Raw genomic sequence first — 18,875 nt, 5'->3', positions numbered from 1 at the left:
ATGGGGAAGTGTGAACGGTTACGTTTTCTCCAAGGCTTTTAAGTGCTGAATGAGAATCTATCCTATACTCTAACCACGGTTAAACTATGAGCATCGCAAAGTTTCCGAGATTCATTCAACCCTTGGTAACTATTCCAATGGTACACCCAACACCCTGCCCTGACTAGGCTACGGTTTTCAAGCGTGGCATTCGATGTCCGATCCATCCCTCCCCTGTTCAATCGCTTTACAAGCGTGCAATTATTTTGTAACGACTGTGTAATACCGTTAAGCTAGAATAAATCCATTTTAATATTAGTGATGTCTAATATTCAAGAACACGTAAACAGTCTGATTACAAAATTTGTTCCAGGTTATAGATTTATTAGTTTACAAGAAGTCACAATTGATAAAAATAATTCACTCCAAACAGAAATTGATAGTAAATCAATTAAAGTTCTTAGTTGGAATATTGCGAAACAAAACTATAATAAAAACTGGGTAAAAGATTTTTCTAAAATTATCGAGATTTATCAACCAAACCTCATATTCCTCCAAGAATTTTCTCTCAAATTAGAAGCAAATGAATGGCAAAAATGGCTGAAAATGAATTGGTGCTTTGCTCCTAATTTTGTAGATATTTATCATCAAGCATATTCGGGGATTTTTACAGCAGCTACAATTAGTCCACTCAGTAAAAAAGTAATAACTACTAAACATTATGAGCCGATTGTTAGAACTCCTAAAATTTCTTTAATTACTGAGTATCTGTTATCTGAGCAAAGCACAACTCTCCTAACAATCAATAGTCATCTGATAAATTTTGTAGATTTAAATAAATTCAAAATACAATTAAATGAATTAAAGCTGGTGTTATCTATACATCGTGGCCCACTAATATTTTCAGGAGATTTCAATACTTGGAGCCGAAAAAGAGCAGTTATCCTCAATCAAGTAACAACTCAATTAGGTTTAACACCTGTCATTTTCGCACCTGATGAAAAGGAGAAAATTAAACGCTTCCTGTTATCACCCCCTTTAGATCATATCTTTTATCGAGATATCAGTGTGAAGAAAGCTAGTGCTAAAGTGCTAGACCAAATTTGTTCATCAGATCACAAGCCATTACTGGCAGAATTTACTTATACCAATACTCAAAAAAATTAAAATGCTTGTAGATGGTGGTGTTCTAGCTATTTTTAGCACAGCTACAGTTGTTGTTCATCTCGTGGGAGTTACACATGCAGCCCATGCAGTGATGAATGTGCGTTCTTCCCAAGGGGCAATTGCCTGGAGCATTTCTCTAATTACCTTTCCCTGGCTAGCGATTCCGTTGTATTGGATTTTAGGAAGAACTAAATTTCATGGATATGCTGAAACACTGCGCTCAGTCTATGCACAACACTACAAGCTTTTTCATCCAACTTATAGTGAACTTATTAAATTTCAAGTTGCGCCACCAGATAATTTAGCCGAGTTGCAACCATTAGCAGAGGCATTGACCGAAATTTCTTTCACATCAGGTAATGCTGCCGAATTACTGATTGATGGTCAGCAAACCTATGAAGCGATGCTGAAAAAGATTGCGTCAGCGACAAATTATATTTTGTTGCAATCGTATATTGTTAACGATGACCAATCAGGTAATGAGTTTAAAGAAGCGTTGATTACGAAAGCCAAACAAGGAATAAGCATCTACTTTCTCTACGATGAAATTGGTTCGCAGAAACTATCTCTGGCTTATATCCAGTCTCTAGAACAGCATGGAATTGCAGTGAGTGCATTTAACACCACCCAAGGTCAGGGTAATCGGTTCCAATTTAATTTTCGCAATCATCGAAAAATTTTGGTGGTGGATGGAGAAATAGCATTTGTAGGTGGACTGAATATTGGTGACGAATATTTAGGAAAAAATCCTCGCTTGAGTCCCTGGCGCGACACTCACATGATGCTCGAAGGCCCAACTGTACAAAGCCTACAAAACTCCTTTGTGCGAGATTGGTATTGGGCAACTCGAAAACTTCTCTCAGTTAACTGGCAGGTAAAAATTAACCGAGAAACGAATCAAACTGCATTCATACTTCCTACAGGCCCCGCAGATCGTCTGCCGGCTTGTAAGCTTTTTTTCGTTGAACTAATTAATCAAGCTAAAACTCACCTCTGGATTGCTAGTCCATACTTTGTGCCGGATGAGGCAACATTATCAGCATTAAAACTGGCAGCAATGCGAGGTGTAGATGTGCGAATTATCTTACCAAATCGACCCGATCATTTATTTGTTTATTTATGTTCCTTTTCTTACTACACCGAAATGGAAACAATTGGTATCAGGTTGTATCGTTACAAAAATGGGTTTATGCACCAGAAAGTTATAGTCATTGATGAAAGTTTAGCAGGAATTGGAACTGTTAACTTAGATAATCGCTCTTTTTCCCTAAACTTTGAAGTTATGGGTTTTGTTACCGAGCCTGGGTTTGTCCAAAGCGTGAAAAAGATGTTAGAGGATGATTTAGCTGTCTGTGTTGCTGTCGATCTTGATGAGTATGATAAAAAACCTTTTTGGTTCAAATTAGCTGTGAGAGTCTCTCGATTGCTGACTCCTTTGCTTTAATCATTGGTCATTGAGATTTCTCCAGTAAAAGTTCAGCGTGAGTCATTGCCTGAACAGGAAGACGAACTGCAAATGAAATCAGAGGGCAGCAATTGCTACTTGCTTACTTACAATTGCGAAAACGTTCTACAGTTAAAATGACATTGTAAGTTTTGAGGGGTTTTATATTTTGCCGTATGTCCAGTAACCAAATTATTGAGGGTAAAGAACCTTTGGCTTTTTCAGGTTTTTGAAATTGGCTATACCATTGTTTAGTGCGAATATATTTTTTATCTTCCCAACCTACTTGTTTCTCAAATTGCTGAGTTAGTGGTCGTCCTTCATTAGATAATTGATGGAAATTTGGTGCAAAAGACAGAGCAATTTTACTTTGTGCTTTAAAGCCAAAGTTTCCTTGGCTATATTTTGACCAAAGTTCGTCCACTTTTTGTAGGTCTTGACATAAGTAAAGACCTGAATAAGCAATACCATATCTTCTTCCTCCAAGAAAGTCTAAGGTGGAATAACCAAAAAACGTTCGCTCATCTACTGCCTTTTTGGTCAATTTAGTCATGATTTTACTAGTTTCTCGATCTGCTTTCATCCATTGTCCTTTTGAAAGTAGACGTTCTAGTTTAATATAATCAACCTCTATAGATTGCCAATAAAATAAGCAAAGTAAGCATATACATAAAACTAAACTTAAGCTATAAATTGTAAGTTTTTGCGTAATTTTTAACATTTATTGTCAATTTATAATTATTGTAATATCTACAAAAATAATCAAACATTAATTGTTGAATATGAGGGTATGTGTCGGTTTAATTTTCAATAATTTTGTCCAGTATTTTATAGCATTATAGTTAAAGACTATTTTATTTGAATATGGAACGCCTCTTTCAACAAGGAAATAGAGCCATCGGCAATAAACCGCACACCAATTGCTAAGATGAAAAAACCAAAAACTCGATTTAAGGCTCCCACACCATTTTTTCCTAACTTCCTAATAAGTGGTTCTCCTAAGGACAGGCACAGATAAAGGCTTATACCTATTAAAATAATTCCCGCTAAAGACTCAAGATAGTCTACCCAATGCTTAAAACTAATCGATAAACTCGTTACTACCCCAATTGCTCCAGGCCCACTGATTAATGGCACTGCCATTGGTGTAAAAGAAATATCTTCTTTATCTATAGCCTCATCATTTTCTGATGGAGTTAGTCGTTGACGGGCTGTAACCATTTCCCAGGCTGTATGAGCAACAAGTAATCCCCCTGCCAGCCGTAGCACATTTAATGAGATTCCAAAAAATTCTAGAATCCACCTGCCAGCTAGTAAAAATACAGCTAAAACTAAGACTACATTTATGGCAGTTTGTATCGCCTGCTGATGACGCTCAGATGATGTTTCCCTCGCTGTTAAGCTGTAAAAAACCGGAACTGCACCGATTGGATTGGCGATTGGGAAAAGAGCCACAAAGGTTGCTAATGTATTTGGAATTAACGACATTATCAATATTTGGATATCTGGGTTTCCTAGAAGCAGAGTTTAGCAGACAGTGGGGGTGTGGTTGCACCCACTTTACTGCTTTCACGAAAAACTCCAAGAACCACCGATGCAATGCTTGCTGCGGGTCTGACTTTTCACGTTATGTGGAAAAGCCAACGATTGACCTAACCCCCTAACCCCCAACTCGTCGCGGGAAGGGGGAAAATTCAAAGTCTCTCTCCTTAAAGGACGAGAGAAATAGAAGTGAGGTTTTCCAGATACCGTGAAAAGTCAGGCTGCGGGTGGGTACGCGATCGCGCCCCACCCTGTTCTTAGAGGATGCTCCCGCGATCGCTCTAATCAAGCGAGGAAAACTCAACAGCAATCCCGAAGGCGGTAAGCTATGCGCTTGAATTGGGCGGGCACGCCATTGTACATTTACTATTTATTTTCTAGTACATTACTAACCAGTTGTAATGAAGCGATGACCGAGCGCTGTAAGTTGGCTGCTCTTGTTCTTCTACAGCGTTGGATCAACAACTGGCGATTTGTGGCTGTTCTGTTCTGTTGATATCTCATTTAAACGGCAATTCAGAGAGTTGTGATGCCAAATTGCCAGAACCTTGAAACATGGCGGTGTAACTTCAATTTTTCTTAAAGGAAAGCCCAAAGAGCGTAGGCACCGCTAATTATCAGCAAGCTTACACGCTCATTGTATGACTCTGCTATCAATCGGTAGTGAAAAATCGCAAGACCATTCATTCCAAGAGCCAAAATAATTTCTGGCGGAAATTCCCGCCTCTTCAAGGGCTATCAATGTATTAGCAGCCCTTGAACCCTTAAAGCAGTAAATGTACACAATGGACTCGGAAGTAATACCTACTGAGTGGCAAATTTCTCGGATTTCATCTGGCGATCGAAACGTGGGGATTTCCGAATCAGATGTCATTAGACGATGCCATTCTAGCCATACAGCGTTAGGTATTCTCCCTTTGCGAGGACAAAAATCAACAGCATAGGGAGAAGAACTCAACCCAAGCCATTCTGAGCTGTCGCGCACATCTAATTTAATAATTGCTGGATTGTCGATTGCTTCTAACATCTCGGCGGTAGTCACCATTATGTCAGCGTTGGGATGCAATCTAAATATGCTGCTTTCACGTAATGGTACTTCATCGGTAGTAGGTAATGCCGCCCTGAGCCATGCTCTATATCCTCCGTGTAAGATAGATACCTGAGCACAACCCAAATATTTCAGTAAGAAAGCTGCTCGACAAGATTGACCATAACCTTTATTTAAAGTATCTTCATAGACAATCAACTGTTCCGCACCCGATATTCCCAGGTTGCTCATAATTTCTGCAAAATACTCTTGTAATTTTTTTAATCCTGCTGGGTAGGAACTGTCTAAAAGATAGGTAAAAAAATCTCTAATGTTTATGGATTGAGGAATATGAGAAATAGCATACTCTTCTAGAGTTCGCGTATCGATAATGACAGTCTGTAATGAATTTTGGGCTAACAGAGACGTGAGTTGTTGAGGAGAGATGAGGAGTTTTGTATTCACGCTTTCATGCTGATGTTATCGTACCATTAGCCATTATCGTGCTTGGTAGATTTGTGTTTGGGAATCAAAATCACAGAAGCATGAATGTTGAATGTTACCAGAGAACTTTTGTGGTTCTTCGGCTACTTTTATAGAGAGTTATGGGTAAATTGCTAAATCATATTTTTCATGCAGACGTGCAAAATACTTAAATATCCGCTTTGCAAATGCTGTAAGTATCTAGGCATAAATAAATTTAAAGTTTGTAGTAAGGACTTTAGTCCTGGTAATCCTTGCTCTGAGCGATAAATCGCTCACTGCAAACTAGGAATTTATTTTATATTTAATTATGTCTACCTACTTATCAGTGTAAGATTGATTTTCAAGCTGAATTAAAAAACAAGTTTGCTGCGAATAACGCACCTGAGCCAGTAACTTAATTTCCTTCTTTTCGCCAAAGGTGACATCAGTAAACACTTCTTGGGGTAAAAACTGAATAGAACTCCAGTCTATTTGGCTGGCTACTTGAGGTAGAAATAAATCGAGAAACTCAACAAAAAATGTAGATAGTAATTCTTTGAAAAGGCGATCGCGATCGGGAGCATCTCACTTTCGTAAAAATATATCTAGACCTGGCGAATAGAATTCGCGGCTATACAAACAAAACCCACCTCCGTGGGTTTCCAATTTCTTGAGTCCGCGCAGGCGGACTTGGTTTGTGTAGCCGCGATTTCTAATCGCCAAGTATATTTGCAAAGGTGAGATGCTCCCATCGCGATCAATCATACCCTTTTCTTTCTATTTTGATTTCAGTTACCCCTTCACAGTTGATTAACAAATATCTTAGCTGTATAGCTTGGTAAGTCAGTGACTAAACCATCTTCTCCAGATTCTACTTCCCGATTACCAACCCAATCTCGCCAATACTCAGTACTTGGGAAGTCGGAAATTTTATATTGATTTAGATTCTGCTCGGAGAAATTTACCACGACGATGACATGAGAATTTTGCTCATCCCAACGGGTATAAGCCAGCACTTTGTGAGCCGCATTTTCGTAGAAAAAGTTAATATTGTCACTTTGCAAAGCTGGGGTTTGCTTGCGTAGAGCAATAAGCTTTTGATAATACTCAAATAAATCATGATTCTGGTCGCCTGACAACAAAGACCAAGTAATCTTCTGCGGCTTAGTAACATCTTCGCTTTTTTGCTGGTATTCGCCAAACTCTTCTCCCATCCATAGCATCGGTATACCCATCGCTGTCATTAACAGAGTAGCTGCTAACTTCGCTCGTTCAAATGCGGCTGCATCAAAGATGCCGCAATTGCCTAATTCTCGTAATACACGTTCGCGATCGTGGGTTGCCAAATAATTTATCACATTGGTAGCGATCGCATAACCCTGCTGTTTGGGATCTAAAATCTGCTTGAGTTGTTCTAATTCAAATGATTTCCCACAAATATATGGAACTATAAAGTAGCGAAAGCTCTCATGCCAACAAGCATCTAATGGCCCATCTGGTTTGACTACAGTCTTTGTATCGGGAATGTGTTCAGCAATGTTGTAAAACTGCTTGGGTGCAGCACGATCTTTTGCTTGCTTAGTCAGCCAATTGAGAAATTCAAAGTTAGCCAATTGGCGCACTGCATCAAAGCGAATGCCATCAATGTGATACTCCTGAATCCAAAATTTTACCACATCGCCGATGTATTCCCATGCAGGCTTAAAATTTAACTTTTTGTCATAATTATCATAATTAAACTCTGGCCCCCAGTAATTATCTGGGTCTTCAGGATAATGCTTGTGTTCGTAGTACCAGTAATTTCGGTCAATCAGCATTAAGGGGCATTCTTCATCTGTGTGGTTATAAATTCCATCCATGAATACGCGAATGCCTCTACCATGACACTCGTCAATTAACTGCTTTAAATCTTCTGTTGAACCGTAACTAGATTCTGTAGCAAAGAAGTGGCGAACTTTATAACCCCAGTTATAATCACCAGGGTACTCATTAACTGGCATTAATTCAATTGCATTAATTCCCAATTCGCAAAGATAATCTAACTTAGCAATTATTCCAGGATATTTGCCTCGTTTGTCAGAATCAACTTCATCGCCAGTAAAATCAGCAACGTGCATTTCATATATGACTAATTCCCGATTGTCAGGCAACGGCATTTTATCGTATTGCCAAACGTAAGTATCAACAATTCGTTGCCCATCTTTAACACGGACTATGCTGTATTTTTCTGTTTCATTTACATCTGTTGCTTTCGGATCGATGACATCTATCCATTCATCAGGTTTAAAATTTGGACTTTTGGTTTGAACGCGAAATTTATATTGATAAATGCCATCTTCCAGTTTTATTTGAGTGCGGAAATATCCATCTTCACCTTTCGACATTGGGATTTCTTTCCAATCAGAAAAAGACCCAATTAAAGCTGCTCCTTTGTTGCGAGGAGCAAATAATGTAAATTCAGTTAAATTTGCCATTTTCAGCTTTTTCTAATCTTCTATAAATACAGCCAATAAAATTATTGTATAATCATAAATGATTTTCAGCTTCTTTCTTAAGTGTGGATTGTGTCAAGGTGTCAATGACTGGTGTGTTCGACACTATATTATTAGTGATTAACACAGAATCATAGTTTAATGCCTCATCCCGATTTAACCACTGCCCGAAAATCAAATCACGCTCGCCAAGAATGGAAGCGCCTGATAAAAGATAATTTCAAACTAACGGCACAAACAGTTGAACATGATTAGGCAATGTAAATGAAAAGACCTGGATTTATTGAGCGTCATCACCTGTGGACAGAAATCCAAAAAGAAGCATCTGAAAAAATCGAGGCTGTTGTCAAAGAACGGGATCTATTGTTGATTCGTACCGCTTGGGCAGACCAGCATGGCATTGTTCGCAGCAAGTCGCTCTTACCCCAGGCATTTTTAAGCGCCTTAGAAAACGGTATGCAAATCAGCACAGGGACATTTCTGTTTGATACTGGTGGTGCAATAGTATTTAACCCCTTTGTGAAGGGCGGTAGCTTAGATATGTCTCAGATGACAGGTGCGCCAAATCTTGTGGCTGTTCCTGACCCTCATACCTTCAAAATTGTGCCTTGGGCAAAACGCACTGGTTTTATCCTCTGTGACGAGTACTTTCAAACTGGTCAGGCAATGCCCTTTTCCAGTCGCGGTATTTTGCGGCAATTATTGGTAGAGTTACATCAAAGAGGTTTGGAGTATATTGTCGGCTTAGAAGTTGAGTGGTATCTGGCAAAGTTGGAAGATCCGATGTTAGCGATCGCTCAATCTATTGTTGTAGAAAAATATGATTGAACTTTGGATGTGAATTCTATCCCTGGCGAAGAAACAAAATTTGTGATTAGCTTACCGAACCTGACCCAGATTCATAATTAACTGGATCTAAAGTGTGATTTCAGTTAACCACCGCCAGCCAATTGCATACCACACAGAGGTACTGGAACACAAAATAATCCTGCTATTTTCCTCGTAATAAGCATTGCACAGCCTTAACTGAACCGCATTGGATATAGCAACTAGCAATAATTAAATAATTTACTGCTTTCTATTTTACTAGTAGAGACAATTCTATATCTAGGATGTATAATTTATTGTTAATCTTTTAAGAAATTTATTATATAAAATTAAGATATGCGGGAACTATTACAAAACTTTTTTACAGATAGGTTATTTATTCCACATGGACATTGTTACCTCTGGAAGACAGACTTAGTTTGGTTACACATTATATCAGATTCTTTAATTGCTCTTGCTTATTTCTCTATTCCCATAGCCCTTGTTTACTTTGTCCGAAAGCGTGAGGATTTACCCTTTAAATCAATACTTTTATTATTTGGAGCTTTCATTATCTTTTGTGGTACAACCCACATAATGGAAATTTGGACGCTTTGGCATCCAACTTATTGGCTATCTGGTTTTATAAAAGCTTTGACTGCTTTGATATCGGTTTATACAGCTTTCACATTAGTCCCGATAATTCCCCAGGCGCTAGCTTTGCCAAGTCCAGCACAACTAGAAGTAGCTAACAGTCAACTAAAACTTACTCTGAAAGAACTTGCAGATACGCAAACTCAACTTATTCAAACTGAAAAAATGTCTTCTTTAGGGCAGTTAGTTGCAGGCATTGCCCATGAAATTAACAACCCTGTTAGTTTCATTTATGGTAATATTTCCATTGCCAATGAATATACTGAGAATTTGTTTAAATTAATCTCAGTTTATCAAGAATGCTACCCACAACCCCTATCAAAAGCTCAGATTTTAGCTGAGACAATAGAATTCGACTTTGTTAAAGAAGATTTACCAAAAATCTTATCTTCAATAAAAATAGGATCTGAACGGATATGCGAGATTGTTTTATCATTACGGAATTTTTCGAGGCTAGATGAAGCCGACATAAAAAGAGTCGATCTTCATGAAGGTATTAATAGTACTCTCTTAATTTTGGGAAATAAATTAAAAAGTGAAGGCAAATATCCAGATATTGAAGTTATTAAAGAATATGCCGATCTTCCTGAAGTCGATTGCTATCCTGGGCAACTTAATCAGGTATTTTTGAACCTTCTAACTAATGCCATTGATACTTTAAGAGACTCAGTAGTCGGTTGTCCATTGCCAGAGAGCAATATTATAAAAACTGCAAATAAGCAGCCAACGAATAACAATCCCCAAATCCGCATTGCTACTGAAGTTTTAGATAGTAATAAAGTATTGATTCGATTTATTGACAATGGCTGTGGGATGACAGAAAAAATAAGGCAAAAAATCTTTGACCCGTTTTTTACAACTAAACCTGTTGGTTCAGGTACAGGTTTAGGAATGTCAATTAGCTATCAAATTGTAGACAAGCATGGTGGTCAGTTGAAGTGTATTACACAACCACTTCAAGGCACAGAGTTTCAGATCCAGATTCCGATTAGGAACGAGTTCTATTGATGGTACATTGGGATTCCGTTTATTATCATCTCAATTTGAGTATTCTTTGAGACGCGGTAACAATCCAAAGAAACTTAGAAGCACAACTGTACTGACTGCGATCGCTGTTTTAATCTCAAAACCATCTATATTGCTCAAACCTTGCTGAATTTCCCGATCGAAGACTGCTTGGTTGATATCAAATGTCTTTCCATTAGCTTTTTTGAACTCTTCAAACAGCCAGTTGGACTGTCCAGGCTTCTTTCCTACGCACAGAGCGATCGCGTCTTGATGTTTGCCACTGCGCTCTAACAAGCGAATTTGTTGGTCAATAGCAAGGTATTTACCCAAAGTAACGAGACTGAGGAGTGTGGCTTCTTTCTCGCCTGGGAAGGTGATATTATTTAGTTCGTCAGCAATGTAACCTTTAAAACCATCTATATTTTTACCCTGAGAATTATAGGCAGATGCTATAGTTTCAGCAGTTTGTCCCTGTGGTATTTGGGCAATTTGAGCTATATTGCTGAAAAAAGCCTGTTCGTAGGTGGTAGCAAAAGCAGGGTCAAGCAAATAGCGGCTTTCGGCAGTATTAGCGATGTAGGCAGCAGCACGAGCTTGTCGGAGAATGTGCATAGAATTGAACGCATCTTCTTTAGCCGTCCTGAGATTTTCCGCAGCAGTCTGCAACGTTCCTGTTGTATGAGTTAATAAAGCCAAGGCGATCGCTGTCGCAGCCAACAACATAGGATTGAGCGTGCGGCGCATCTTTTGACTCAGAAATATCTGAATCCCTATTAGCACAATCAGCAGTGCTGCACCAGCAACAAAAATTAAGATCGAAGAATTATTAGCAACAGCCTTTTGTTTGGTATAAGTTTCTTCTAAAATTTGTATATTTACTTTATCTAACTCGTCAGCTGCTGGCAGTAACGTTTTATCCATAAGTTCCGCAGATGCGCGGTAAGCAACCAGCATAGCGTTAGTATCACCGCGGGCGTGAAAATCTCGTGCCTGCTGAATTTGGGCTATATAGTTACCTAAGCCGAGTTGCATCGTCTGAATGGGTTTTCGCTCTTTATCTGCGTAGCTGATATTCTCAGCAGCAGTGACTAATCTTTCAGCAGCTCTTTGGTATCGCTCTTCGTAACCTTTGACTGCATCTTGATTTTGTCCTGGTGGTACTAAAAGTTCATCAGCGACGTTAGCATCCATACCGGTAAATGCGTCCTTGAGACGTTGAGCAGTGACGATGCTGGGTGTGGAATTTTCACCAACGGTTGCGATCGCGTGTCTTTGCCCTTGAACTGCGCTAATAATAGCAATTAGTAACAGTAAACTGGTTGCTCCGGTTAAGTATAATCCGATCTTGAGCCGTTCTGGAGTCGTCAATTTATAATTTTTCTTACTTAAAAGAGCAATGATTTTACTCATATATTTTATTTGCAGGTTTATCCTAATTTCCGAACAGCTTTCACCGCGATCCGAGTCCAATGTCCAAGGGTAAATTCGTCTCCATCCTGAACTTTTACGTCTACCATCGGCTTCAATTCCACAGCTTTTAATTGCGTACCATTAGAAGAACCAATATCACGCAGTGTTAATGTATTGTCTGTCTCCAGGGTAAGCAAGGCATGGCGGTGTGAGACAGCATCATCAAAATCTAAAGCAATTTCTGGATGAATTGCTCTGACTTGACTATTGCGACCAATTAGGTTAATTGCCTTATTAAGATGAAATGTAATTGGTGGTTGATTTATCGGTGGTTCTGGACTTTCGGGATGGCGTAAAGATGGGTCGATACAGACAACTACCTCCCAATCAACTACTGACAATTGGGAATCTATTGATGCAGAACCAGAACTATTGGTATTCGCCTGTCGCATCGTACCCATTTCTTCTTGGGTGGGTTTGACAATGGGTACTTCACCATGCGCCCCAGTGACGAAGTTGTAACCACAAATTTCACAAAAATTGCCACTGTTTGATTCATGGACGGTGCTACAATCTGGACAAGTTTCTGTGGCTTTGGTTGGCGTTACTGTTGAGTCAATTGTTGTTTGGGCGAATTGAAGTTCAGGTACACCCAAAATTTTAGTACCGCACTCCGAACAAAAATCTAATTCAGTTGATTCATGTCCTTTAGGACATTTATAGATTGACATAGTTACTGAAGTAATTTTTTAACCTGGCATAAGTCGTTTGGATTTACCAATAACAACTAATTCGGAGATTTAGAAATTCGAGTAGTTTTTGTAGAACGTGTTTCCAATGCCATTGCATCTTCTTTGGCTACTTCTCGCTTCAACCGGACTGTTCCTGTCGGTGCATCTTCTACCTCAACTACGGTTTTCAACAGTTTGGCTGTGGCTTCATTCCCTGATTCATGGGCTAGTTTTACTGCCTTGCCTAATTTGGCAGTAGCAAGCTCAATATCATTTCTAGCACGAGCTTCCAATCCTTCTTGAATTGACTGAGCCAGTTCTGCTTGTCCAGTATAGTGAGCAACTCGCCGATCGATTTTGGTAGATTTGGCTTCATCATCAGTCCAGGTTGCCAAAATACGTGCTTCTGCAACTTTAGTTTCTATGCCGTTGAGGGTGTATACTAAACTAGCTCGACCTGCTAACATTTCATCGCCGATATTACCTGGATTGACTTCGATACAGAAGTGGTAATCACGAGACTCGTTACTTCCCCAAGCTCCAGTGGGGTAATCAACCATCTGAGGCTTGACAGGTTTATGGCGGTGGGTAAGGTCAACAATATCGGGACTAACTTGTTTACAAAACAAGACTTTGGCTCCTTGCGGTGTCCATAAACGTAAAGCGACATCGCTGACATTTTTACTCATGGCTTTTTCCAAAATGGCACGAAAGTCACTTTCAATCATTGCGGCGTTGGGAATAATATCGGTTGTCCCTAAAAGTTTGCTGGCAATTTCTTGAAGTTGAACAACTCGCCAATCAGTTCCGACTCCCCGACAGTCGCACTGAAAGACACCTTCACATTCAAGTAAAACTTTCTTCAAGGATTTCTCATCAGAGTCATCATTTTGCCCATCGGTGAGTAGTAGGGCTTGGCGAACTGCGCTAGGCATCTTTTTAAATTGTGTTAAGGCTTGAGCCAACCAAGTAGACATGAGAGTACCACCATTAGCTACAGTACTCTTAATAGCTGCGATCGCTTCTTGCTTTTTTTCTGTCGTGGCTGGAGAAACAGGAAAAACTACAGTGGCTTTACCAGCACCGGTGACGATGAAGAAATGGGCATCCTCTGGGAGCAATTTTACAATTTTGGTCATTGCATCTTTGGCTGCATATATCTTGTCACCTCCCATTGAACCGGATGTGTCGCAGATGATGCCAAAAAGTCTGCCATTGCGTTCAGTTGCGATCGCACTATCACCTTTTTCGACGGTAATAGTCATAATGGCATCAACTTCTCTGGCTCCTTGGGGTAGATATTGGTTTTGAAAAACTTCGGCTTTAAATTGATGAGACATAGTGTTTTGTTTGTTTGAATAGGGTTTTTTTAACGAACCGCAGAGGCGCAGAGGACACAGAGAGAGGAGGAAGAGAAGGAAAAAATACTCAACTGAACTGTATTGTTTTATGAGTATGAGAGTTTAATTCATAAACAGAGAACAGCAACGGTAATGTTGTCATGTCCACCACGATTACGAGCAAACTCTACAAGAGTGCGAGATATGCCAAGCGCATCTTTATCGGGCGATCGCTGCACTAGGTTAGCTAAATGTGCTGCATCTAAGGTATAGTTCCACAATCCATCACTACACAAAATCAGATATCCAGAACCAGGAATAGTAAACTTCACAATTGAGGGAACAGCATCCTCAACAGCATCGGCTCCCAGCCAGCGCGTAATTGCGTGAGCTTTGGAAGATTGTCTAGCTTCTGCTTCGCTGATTTTTCCGGCTGCGACTACTTCAGTTAACCAGGAATCATCTTGAGTCAATTGTTGGTAACTGCGAGCAGAAATCCAGTAAGCGCGACTATCACCTAACCAGCCAATAGTCGCGATGTCTTGTTGAACAATTGCCGCCACAATAGTGGTAGATGGCGGTTCTAAATCTCCACTATTTCTATAAGAAATATTACATACATTGGCTAAAGCAGTAGCAAAAGCTGATTTAATTGCCGAATCGGGATTTTCCCCGGTTTCCCACGCCTTAGCTAGAGCTAGACAGGTACTTTCAGCAGCAGTTTGAGCTGCTAAGTCAGGTTTTTCGGAGCTAGAAACTCCATCACAAACTACGAGAATATTTGGCTGGCTGCCATTGAGTTGTTGTAAAGCGAGGAAATCTTCATTGCGGTTATGTTTGAGTCCGCGATCGCTAATTCCGGCTAGCTGTGAATTAATTATTACTTCTAACCAATCATGTACTGGTGGTTCTTGACGAAATCCACATTGGCAACAGTAGCCTTCAGGATCGATTCCTGCACCACATTTTTCACATTTATCGATCGCAGTTGGCGGTTTGCTAGCCGTTAAGGGCGTACCGCATTCTTCACAAAATTTATCATCAGCTAAGATGGATGCACCGCATATACACTGCATAATTTCCCCTCATTAGTGGTCTGTCAAATACAGATGAAAAAAGGAACGAACCGCAAAGGACGCAAAGAGCGCGAAGGAAGAAGGAAAGAAGAAAAATTTAATTACGAATTACGAATTACGAATTACGAATTATTTAAATTAGGGTTCTGGGACGTACCCGATTAGCTTCATCGACTAAAGAGATTTTTTCGTCTTGAGTTGCGAGGTGCGCCATATCGCGTAAGGCTTTTTCCAATCCCTTTCTCAGATGTACTTCTTGTAATGGCTGTCCCAAAATTGTTAAATCAGCAGTAGCTTGGAGTTGGCGTGAGGCGATTAAATTGAGAGCAGTTTCTAATACTTGTTTAGTCAGACGATAGCGATCGCTACCAACTAAAGTCAGTGCTTCAATGGCGACAGAAGCGGCTTTGAGTTCTTGAGTACTTGGAGCCGAGCGATCGCTATTAATTAAAGTCCGGGCAATTTCTACTCGCGCTCGTGTATGTAAATTAGAAGTTTGCGGTATATTTTCCAAAGCTGCCACAGCATCGTTGCGATTTCCAGTGGCACAAAAGCAACGTGCTAACCCAAAAGCTGCTGATACATAACTGGGATCGGTGCGCGATACCAAATTATACATTTTAATTGCGAATTGGTAATTTTCGGCAAGTTCTGCGGCTAATGCCAGCGCCAGTTTGGGAGCTAATTCTCCTGGTAAATCAAAATAAACTTGGTCAAATGCTTTCTGCGCCTCTATGGGTTTATTTTGCGCCATCAGCGATCGCCCGCGATACCAAAAGATCCGCCAATCCCAAGGATCTTTGGCTACGACTTGGGCTATAGCTTGTTCTGCTTCTTCATAATCATTGGTATCAATTAAGGTATTTGCCAAGCGCAACAATGCTTCACTTGATTTCGGGAATTGCTTGACAACAACATCTAAACCGACGGCTCGATGGACTGGATCGGCGATCGCGCTGGCATTTAGCACTGCATTAAAGCCCGGATCGCTAGCATCTAATATTGGTATAGGTAATTGCTGATATTCTGGCTTAATTGGTTCAAAACTTCCACTGTGGGTAATGGCCAACATATCGCCGCCAAACAGATTACTGGTGGCGGGACGGGGAATATTGGTTGAGATGGCGACAACTTCCCGCAGTACACCCAATAACTGATCTGCCATTTCATCGGCTGACTGAAATCGGTCATCAGGATTTTCGGCGGTGGCTTTAATCAGAAAGCGATACAGTGATTCTTGTTGGGCAAATAAAGGTTCTTCTTGGGGGCTGGGAAGTGTGTATAAATGTTCTTTACTAAAACCTTTAATCTCGACGAGTAGCACCGCCAAAGTTCTGCCAATGGTAAATAAATCGGAAACGATTGTTGGCCCTTCGCCTGCTTCGGGAGCGCTATAGCCGACTGTACCGTAAATATCACCATCGGGATCGTCAACGCGACGAACGCCACCCAAGTCGATTAATTTTACGTCGTTGTCTTCGACAATGATGTTATCTGGCTTGAAGTCGCAGTATACCAACCCCAAGGAATGTAGATAGGCAAAAGCTGCCAAGATGCGGTGAATATATGCGATCGCTTCTGCGACGGGTAACGCCCCGCGAGTTTTGCGGATTTCTTTGAGGGTTTTACCGCCCACATACTCCATGATGATAAAACCTTCGTTACCGTGGTTGACGAAATTATAAATTCCCACGATATTGGAGTGTTTTACTACTGCTAGGAATTGTCTTTCTGCCACAGCGACGGCTGCACTGGATGCGTCTTCGCTGTTGAGCAATCCTTTCAGCACCACATAGCGAGATAAAGTTTTATCGAAGCCTAAATAAATCCATCCTAAACCACCATAGGCGATCGCTCCTTTGACTTCGTATTGCCCGACAACTAAATCCCCAGGCTTCAGAGTTGGAATAAAAGAATACTTCTGCCCACACTTGCTGCAAAATCCGTTTTCTCGTCGCAAAGAATGATTGCAATTACTACAAAAGCGTTTATTCTCCGGCACCATTGGGTTAGGAATAATCGCGTTTTCTGGTTCTGTTGAAGGTAGTTCTGGTACAGAAGTTAATCCTGCTCCTAGTTGTCTGCGGCTATTACGGGCAGAAGTGCTACTGGTACGCCGCGAACCCTTGGAACGATTGGTTAATGGAGAGGAACCTGTGGCTGTGGTAATTGGCGAACTTCTGAGTGTTTGTGAGGCATTTTGCTTCTGGCTGACATCAAGAGATTTTAATGCTGCTAACCCACAGACATTACAGTAGTCATCTTCAATAGTGCCAGTACATCCATTCCGCAGACAGCGAAGACTGTTCATTGAAGTCTCCTAAATCTATAGTCATAAATCATTGGCTATTCTTCTCCCGGTCTTTTTCACCAGATATCTGCTTTATTGTTCCCCTAGAATTGGCTGTTTAAACGTTTTTCATATTGGGAAACTAATTCCGATGCCTTGTCTAATGGAGTTGGGCGCATATAGAGGAATTGTGTTGCTTTTTCGGCCAAATCAACCAAGTTAATATCTTCAATCAATCCCCGCGCTAAGGCTTTCGCTTTGAGGGCATCCAGTCGTCCGCGTAACTCCCGACGAGTTTGTAACAAAGTACTATTAGCTGTGTATGTCTGTTGTTCTACAGTTATGTATTCTCTGGCTTTGGCAATCCAATTATCTAAACCGAGCATAATTGGACTAACTAAACCCTCCTCTAGCTTGTTTTGTAAGCGGGTGAGCCATTGGCTAAGGGCATCTATCTGCTCTTGGGCTAATGGAGCGTGCTGTGTTAGATACAAAACTTTTTCTTGGCTTTCCGTAAAAGTAGCAATAGATTGTGAGTGAAGTTTAATTAATTGTTCTAATAAATTGTGAGCGATCGCTAGTTTCTCTTGTATCTGAGCCTGTTGTTTCTGGGCTTGCTCTAAGACTAGTTTAACTTGTGCCAACAAAGGTTTGATTTGCCGATCTATCTCTGCGCTCACTCCTAAAGGATCTTGCTCGATTCTTTCTCGTAGGGAAGCGATCGCTTCATGAGCTTGTACCAGTTCACTTCTAGAGGCTTGATTGAGTGATGCGGCTAAATTTTGCCCTAAGATAATTTGCGATTCTGCATCTTTGAGTATAAATTCTAGATTTGTCCAAGCGGCATCAACCGCTAGAACTGCATCTCTGGCTACAGAAAAAGCCTGAGTCATTACTTCTAATAATTGTGCAGGAGCGATCGCGTTTGCTTGTTGAGTCGCAGTCAGTAATTCTCTCTGTGCTAATGGCGTTTGCACAACAGACAGATGAATCGAAGTGCCTGTTAATAGTTGTTTAATTTCATCGATTTTTTGCTCTGTTGCCAAAAATCGTGGTAATTGCTGCCGCAATCTACTGGCTCGATCTATTGTTTGCACCAATAGGTCAAAATACTGAAATAAATCGTTCATTGCCGACAACGCTGGAGTCACTTTTTGAGCAGTAATGCCTGTCAAATGAACTTTAGGAAAACCAGGACTCCCACAAAGGCGTTGATATACTGGGAGTTCTTGTAAATCAAACAGGTTTTGGCTAACTACTTGAATTTTATTTTTCCAGTCAGCTAAGAGTCGATCGATTTCGCTTATCATAACGAGCGCTGCTGTATAAAAGGCTTAGGAACCTGGGAAAACAAGTCAAGTTTTGCTATTTTAAAGCAACTCCAAGTACTACCGCATCATAGACGGCATTTGCAAATTTGAACAGATGCTTTGGCGGCTCACA

Annotated in this window: 16 protein-coding genes; 4 read left to right on the top strand and 12 right to left on the bottom strand. The window is 40.4% G+C overall.

Annotated features, from left to right (window positions below; all coding sequences use genetic code 11):
* Positions 1-300: 300 nt before the first annotated feature.
* Positions 301-1,146 carry an endonuclease/exonuclease/phosphatase family protein gene (locus V7L01_RS01175; protein ID WP_335031129.1) on the top strand — a complete coding sequence of 282 codons (846 nt, stop codon included), beginning with the start codon at positions 301-303 and terminating at the stop codon, positions 1,144-1,146.
* A gap of 1 nt (position 1,147) precedes the next feature.
* Positions 1,148-2,590 carry a cardiolipin synthase gene (gene cls / locus V7L01_RS01170; protein WP_335031128.1) on the top strand — a complete coding sequence of 481 codons (1,443 nt, stop codon included), beginning with the start codon at positions 1,148-1,150 and terminating at the stop codon, positions 2,588-2,590.
* 103 nt (positions 2,591-2,693) lie between these two features.
* On the opposite strand, the gene V7L01_RS01165 is transcribed toward cls, so the two are convergent.
* From V7L01_RS01165 to V7L01_RS01140, 6 genes are all read right to left on the bottom strand, one after another.
* Positions 2,694-3,311 (bottom strand): GUN4 domain-containing protein, encoded by a 618-nt coding sequence (locus V7L01_RS01165; protein ID WP_335031127.1) that lies wholly within the window; start codon positions 3,309-3,311, stop codon positions 2,694-2,696.
* Between the two features lie 128 nt (positions 3,312-3,439).
* A complete protein-coding gene (locus V7L01_RS01160; RefSeq protein ID WP_335031126.1) occupies positions 3,440-4,078 on the bottom strand; it encodes a MarC family protein in 639 nt (212 codons plus the stop codon).
* Positions 4,079-4,250: 172 nt separating this feature from the next.
* Positions 4,251-4,436, bottom strand: coding sequence for a hypothetical protein (locus V7L01_RS01155; protein WP_335031124.1), 186 nt, complete (start codon positions 4,434-4,436; stop codon positions 4,251-4,253).
* A gap of 330 nt (positions 4,437-4,766) precedes the next feature.
* Positions 4,767-5,624, bottom strand: coding sequence for a sulfurtransferase (locus V7L01_RS01150; RefSeq protein ID WP_335031122.1), 858 nt, complete (start codon positions 5,622-5,624; stop codon positions 4,767-4,769).
* Positions 5,625-6,209: 585 nt separating this feature from the next.
* Positions 6,210-6,389, bottom strand: coding sequence for a hypothetical protein (locus V7L01_RS01145; protein ID WP_335031120.1), 180 nt, complete (start codon positions 6,387-6,389; stop codon positions 6,210-6,212).
* A 35-nt stretch (positions 6,390-6,424) separates the two neighbouring features.
* Positions 6,425-8,098, bottom strand: a complete 1,674-nt coding sequence (locus tag V7L01_RS01140; RefSeq protein ID WP_335031118.1) for an alpha-amylase family glycosyl hydrolase — start codon at positions 8,096-8,098, stop codon at positions 6,425-6,427.
* Positions 8,099-8,380: 282 nt separating this feature from the next.
* On the opposite strand from V7L01_RS01140, the gene V7L01_RS01135 reads away from it, so the two are divergent.
* Together V7L01_RS01135 and V7L01_RS01130 are read left to right on the top strand one after the other, a co-directional pair.
* Positions 8,381-8,944, top strand: coding sequence for a hypothetical protein (locus V7L01_RS01135; protein ID WP_335031116.1), 564 nt, complete (start codon positions 8,381-8,383; stop codon positions 8,942-8,944).
* A gap of 336 nt (positions 8,945-9,280) precedes the next feature.
* Positions 9,281-10,585: a sensor histidine kinase gene (locus tag V7L01_RS01130; RefSeq protein ID WP_335031114.1), complete on the top strand. Its 1,305-nt coding sequence runs from the start codon at positions 9,281-9,283 to the stop codon at positions 10,583-10,585.
* Positions 10,586-10,615: 30 nt separating this feature from the next.
* Here the strand turns inward: V7L01_RS01130 and V7L01_RS01125 are convergent, their stop codons facing one another.
* From V7L01_RS01125 to V7L01_RS01100, 6 genes are all read right to left on the bottom strand, one after another.
* Positions 10,616-11,995, bottom strand: coding sequence for a hypothetical protein (locus V7L01_RS01125; protein WP_335031112.1), 1,380 nt, complete (start codon positions 11,993-11,995; stop codon positions 10,616-10,618).
* Positions 11,996-12,012: 17 nt separating this feature from the next.
* Positions 12,013-12,726, bottom strand: coding sequence for an FHA domain-containing protein (locus V7L01_RS01120; RefSeq protein ID WP_335031111.1), 714 nt, complete (start codon positions 12,724-12,726; stop codon positions 12,013-12,015).
* Positions 12,727-12,782: 56 nt separating this feature from the next.
* Positions 12,783-14,066, bottom strand: coding sequence for a vWA domain-containing protein (locus V7L01_RS01115; RefSeq protein WP_335031109.1), 1,284 nt, complete (start codon positions 14,064-14,066; stop codon positions 12,783-12,785).
* 128 nt (positions 14,067-14,194) lie between these two features.
* Complete coding sequence (locus tag V7L01_RS01110) at positions 14,195-15,142, bottom strand: PP2C family serine/threonine-protein phosphatase (RefSeq protein ID WP_335031107.1); 948 nt, start codon at positions 15,140-15,142, stop codon at positions 14,195-14,197.
* A gap of 133 nt (positions 15,143-15,275) precedes the next feature.
* Positions 15,276-17,453, bottom strand: a complete 2,178-nt coding sequence (locus V7L01_RS01105) for a serine/threonine-protein kinase (RefSeq protein WP_335031105.1) — start codon at positions 17,451-17,453, stop codon at positions 15,276-15,278.
* Positions 17,454-17,536: 83 nt separating this feature from the next.
* On the bottom strand, positions 17,537-18,742 hold the full coding sequence (locus V7L01_RS01100) for a hypothetical protein (protein WP_335031103.1): 1,206 nt from the start codon (positions 18,740-18,742) through the stop codon (positions 17,537-17,539).
* Positions 18,743-18,875: the final 133 nt, after the last annotated feature.

The sequence above is a fragment of the Nostoc sp. genome (assembly GCF_036917095.1).
GTDB lineage: Bacteria > Cyanobacteriota > Cyanobacteriia > Cyanobacteriales > Nostocaceae > Nostoc.
The sequence above is the reverse complement of the archived record's forward strand: the minus strand, read 5'-3'. Positions and strand labels throughout refer to the sequence as shown.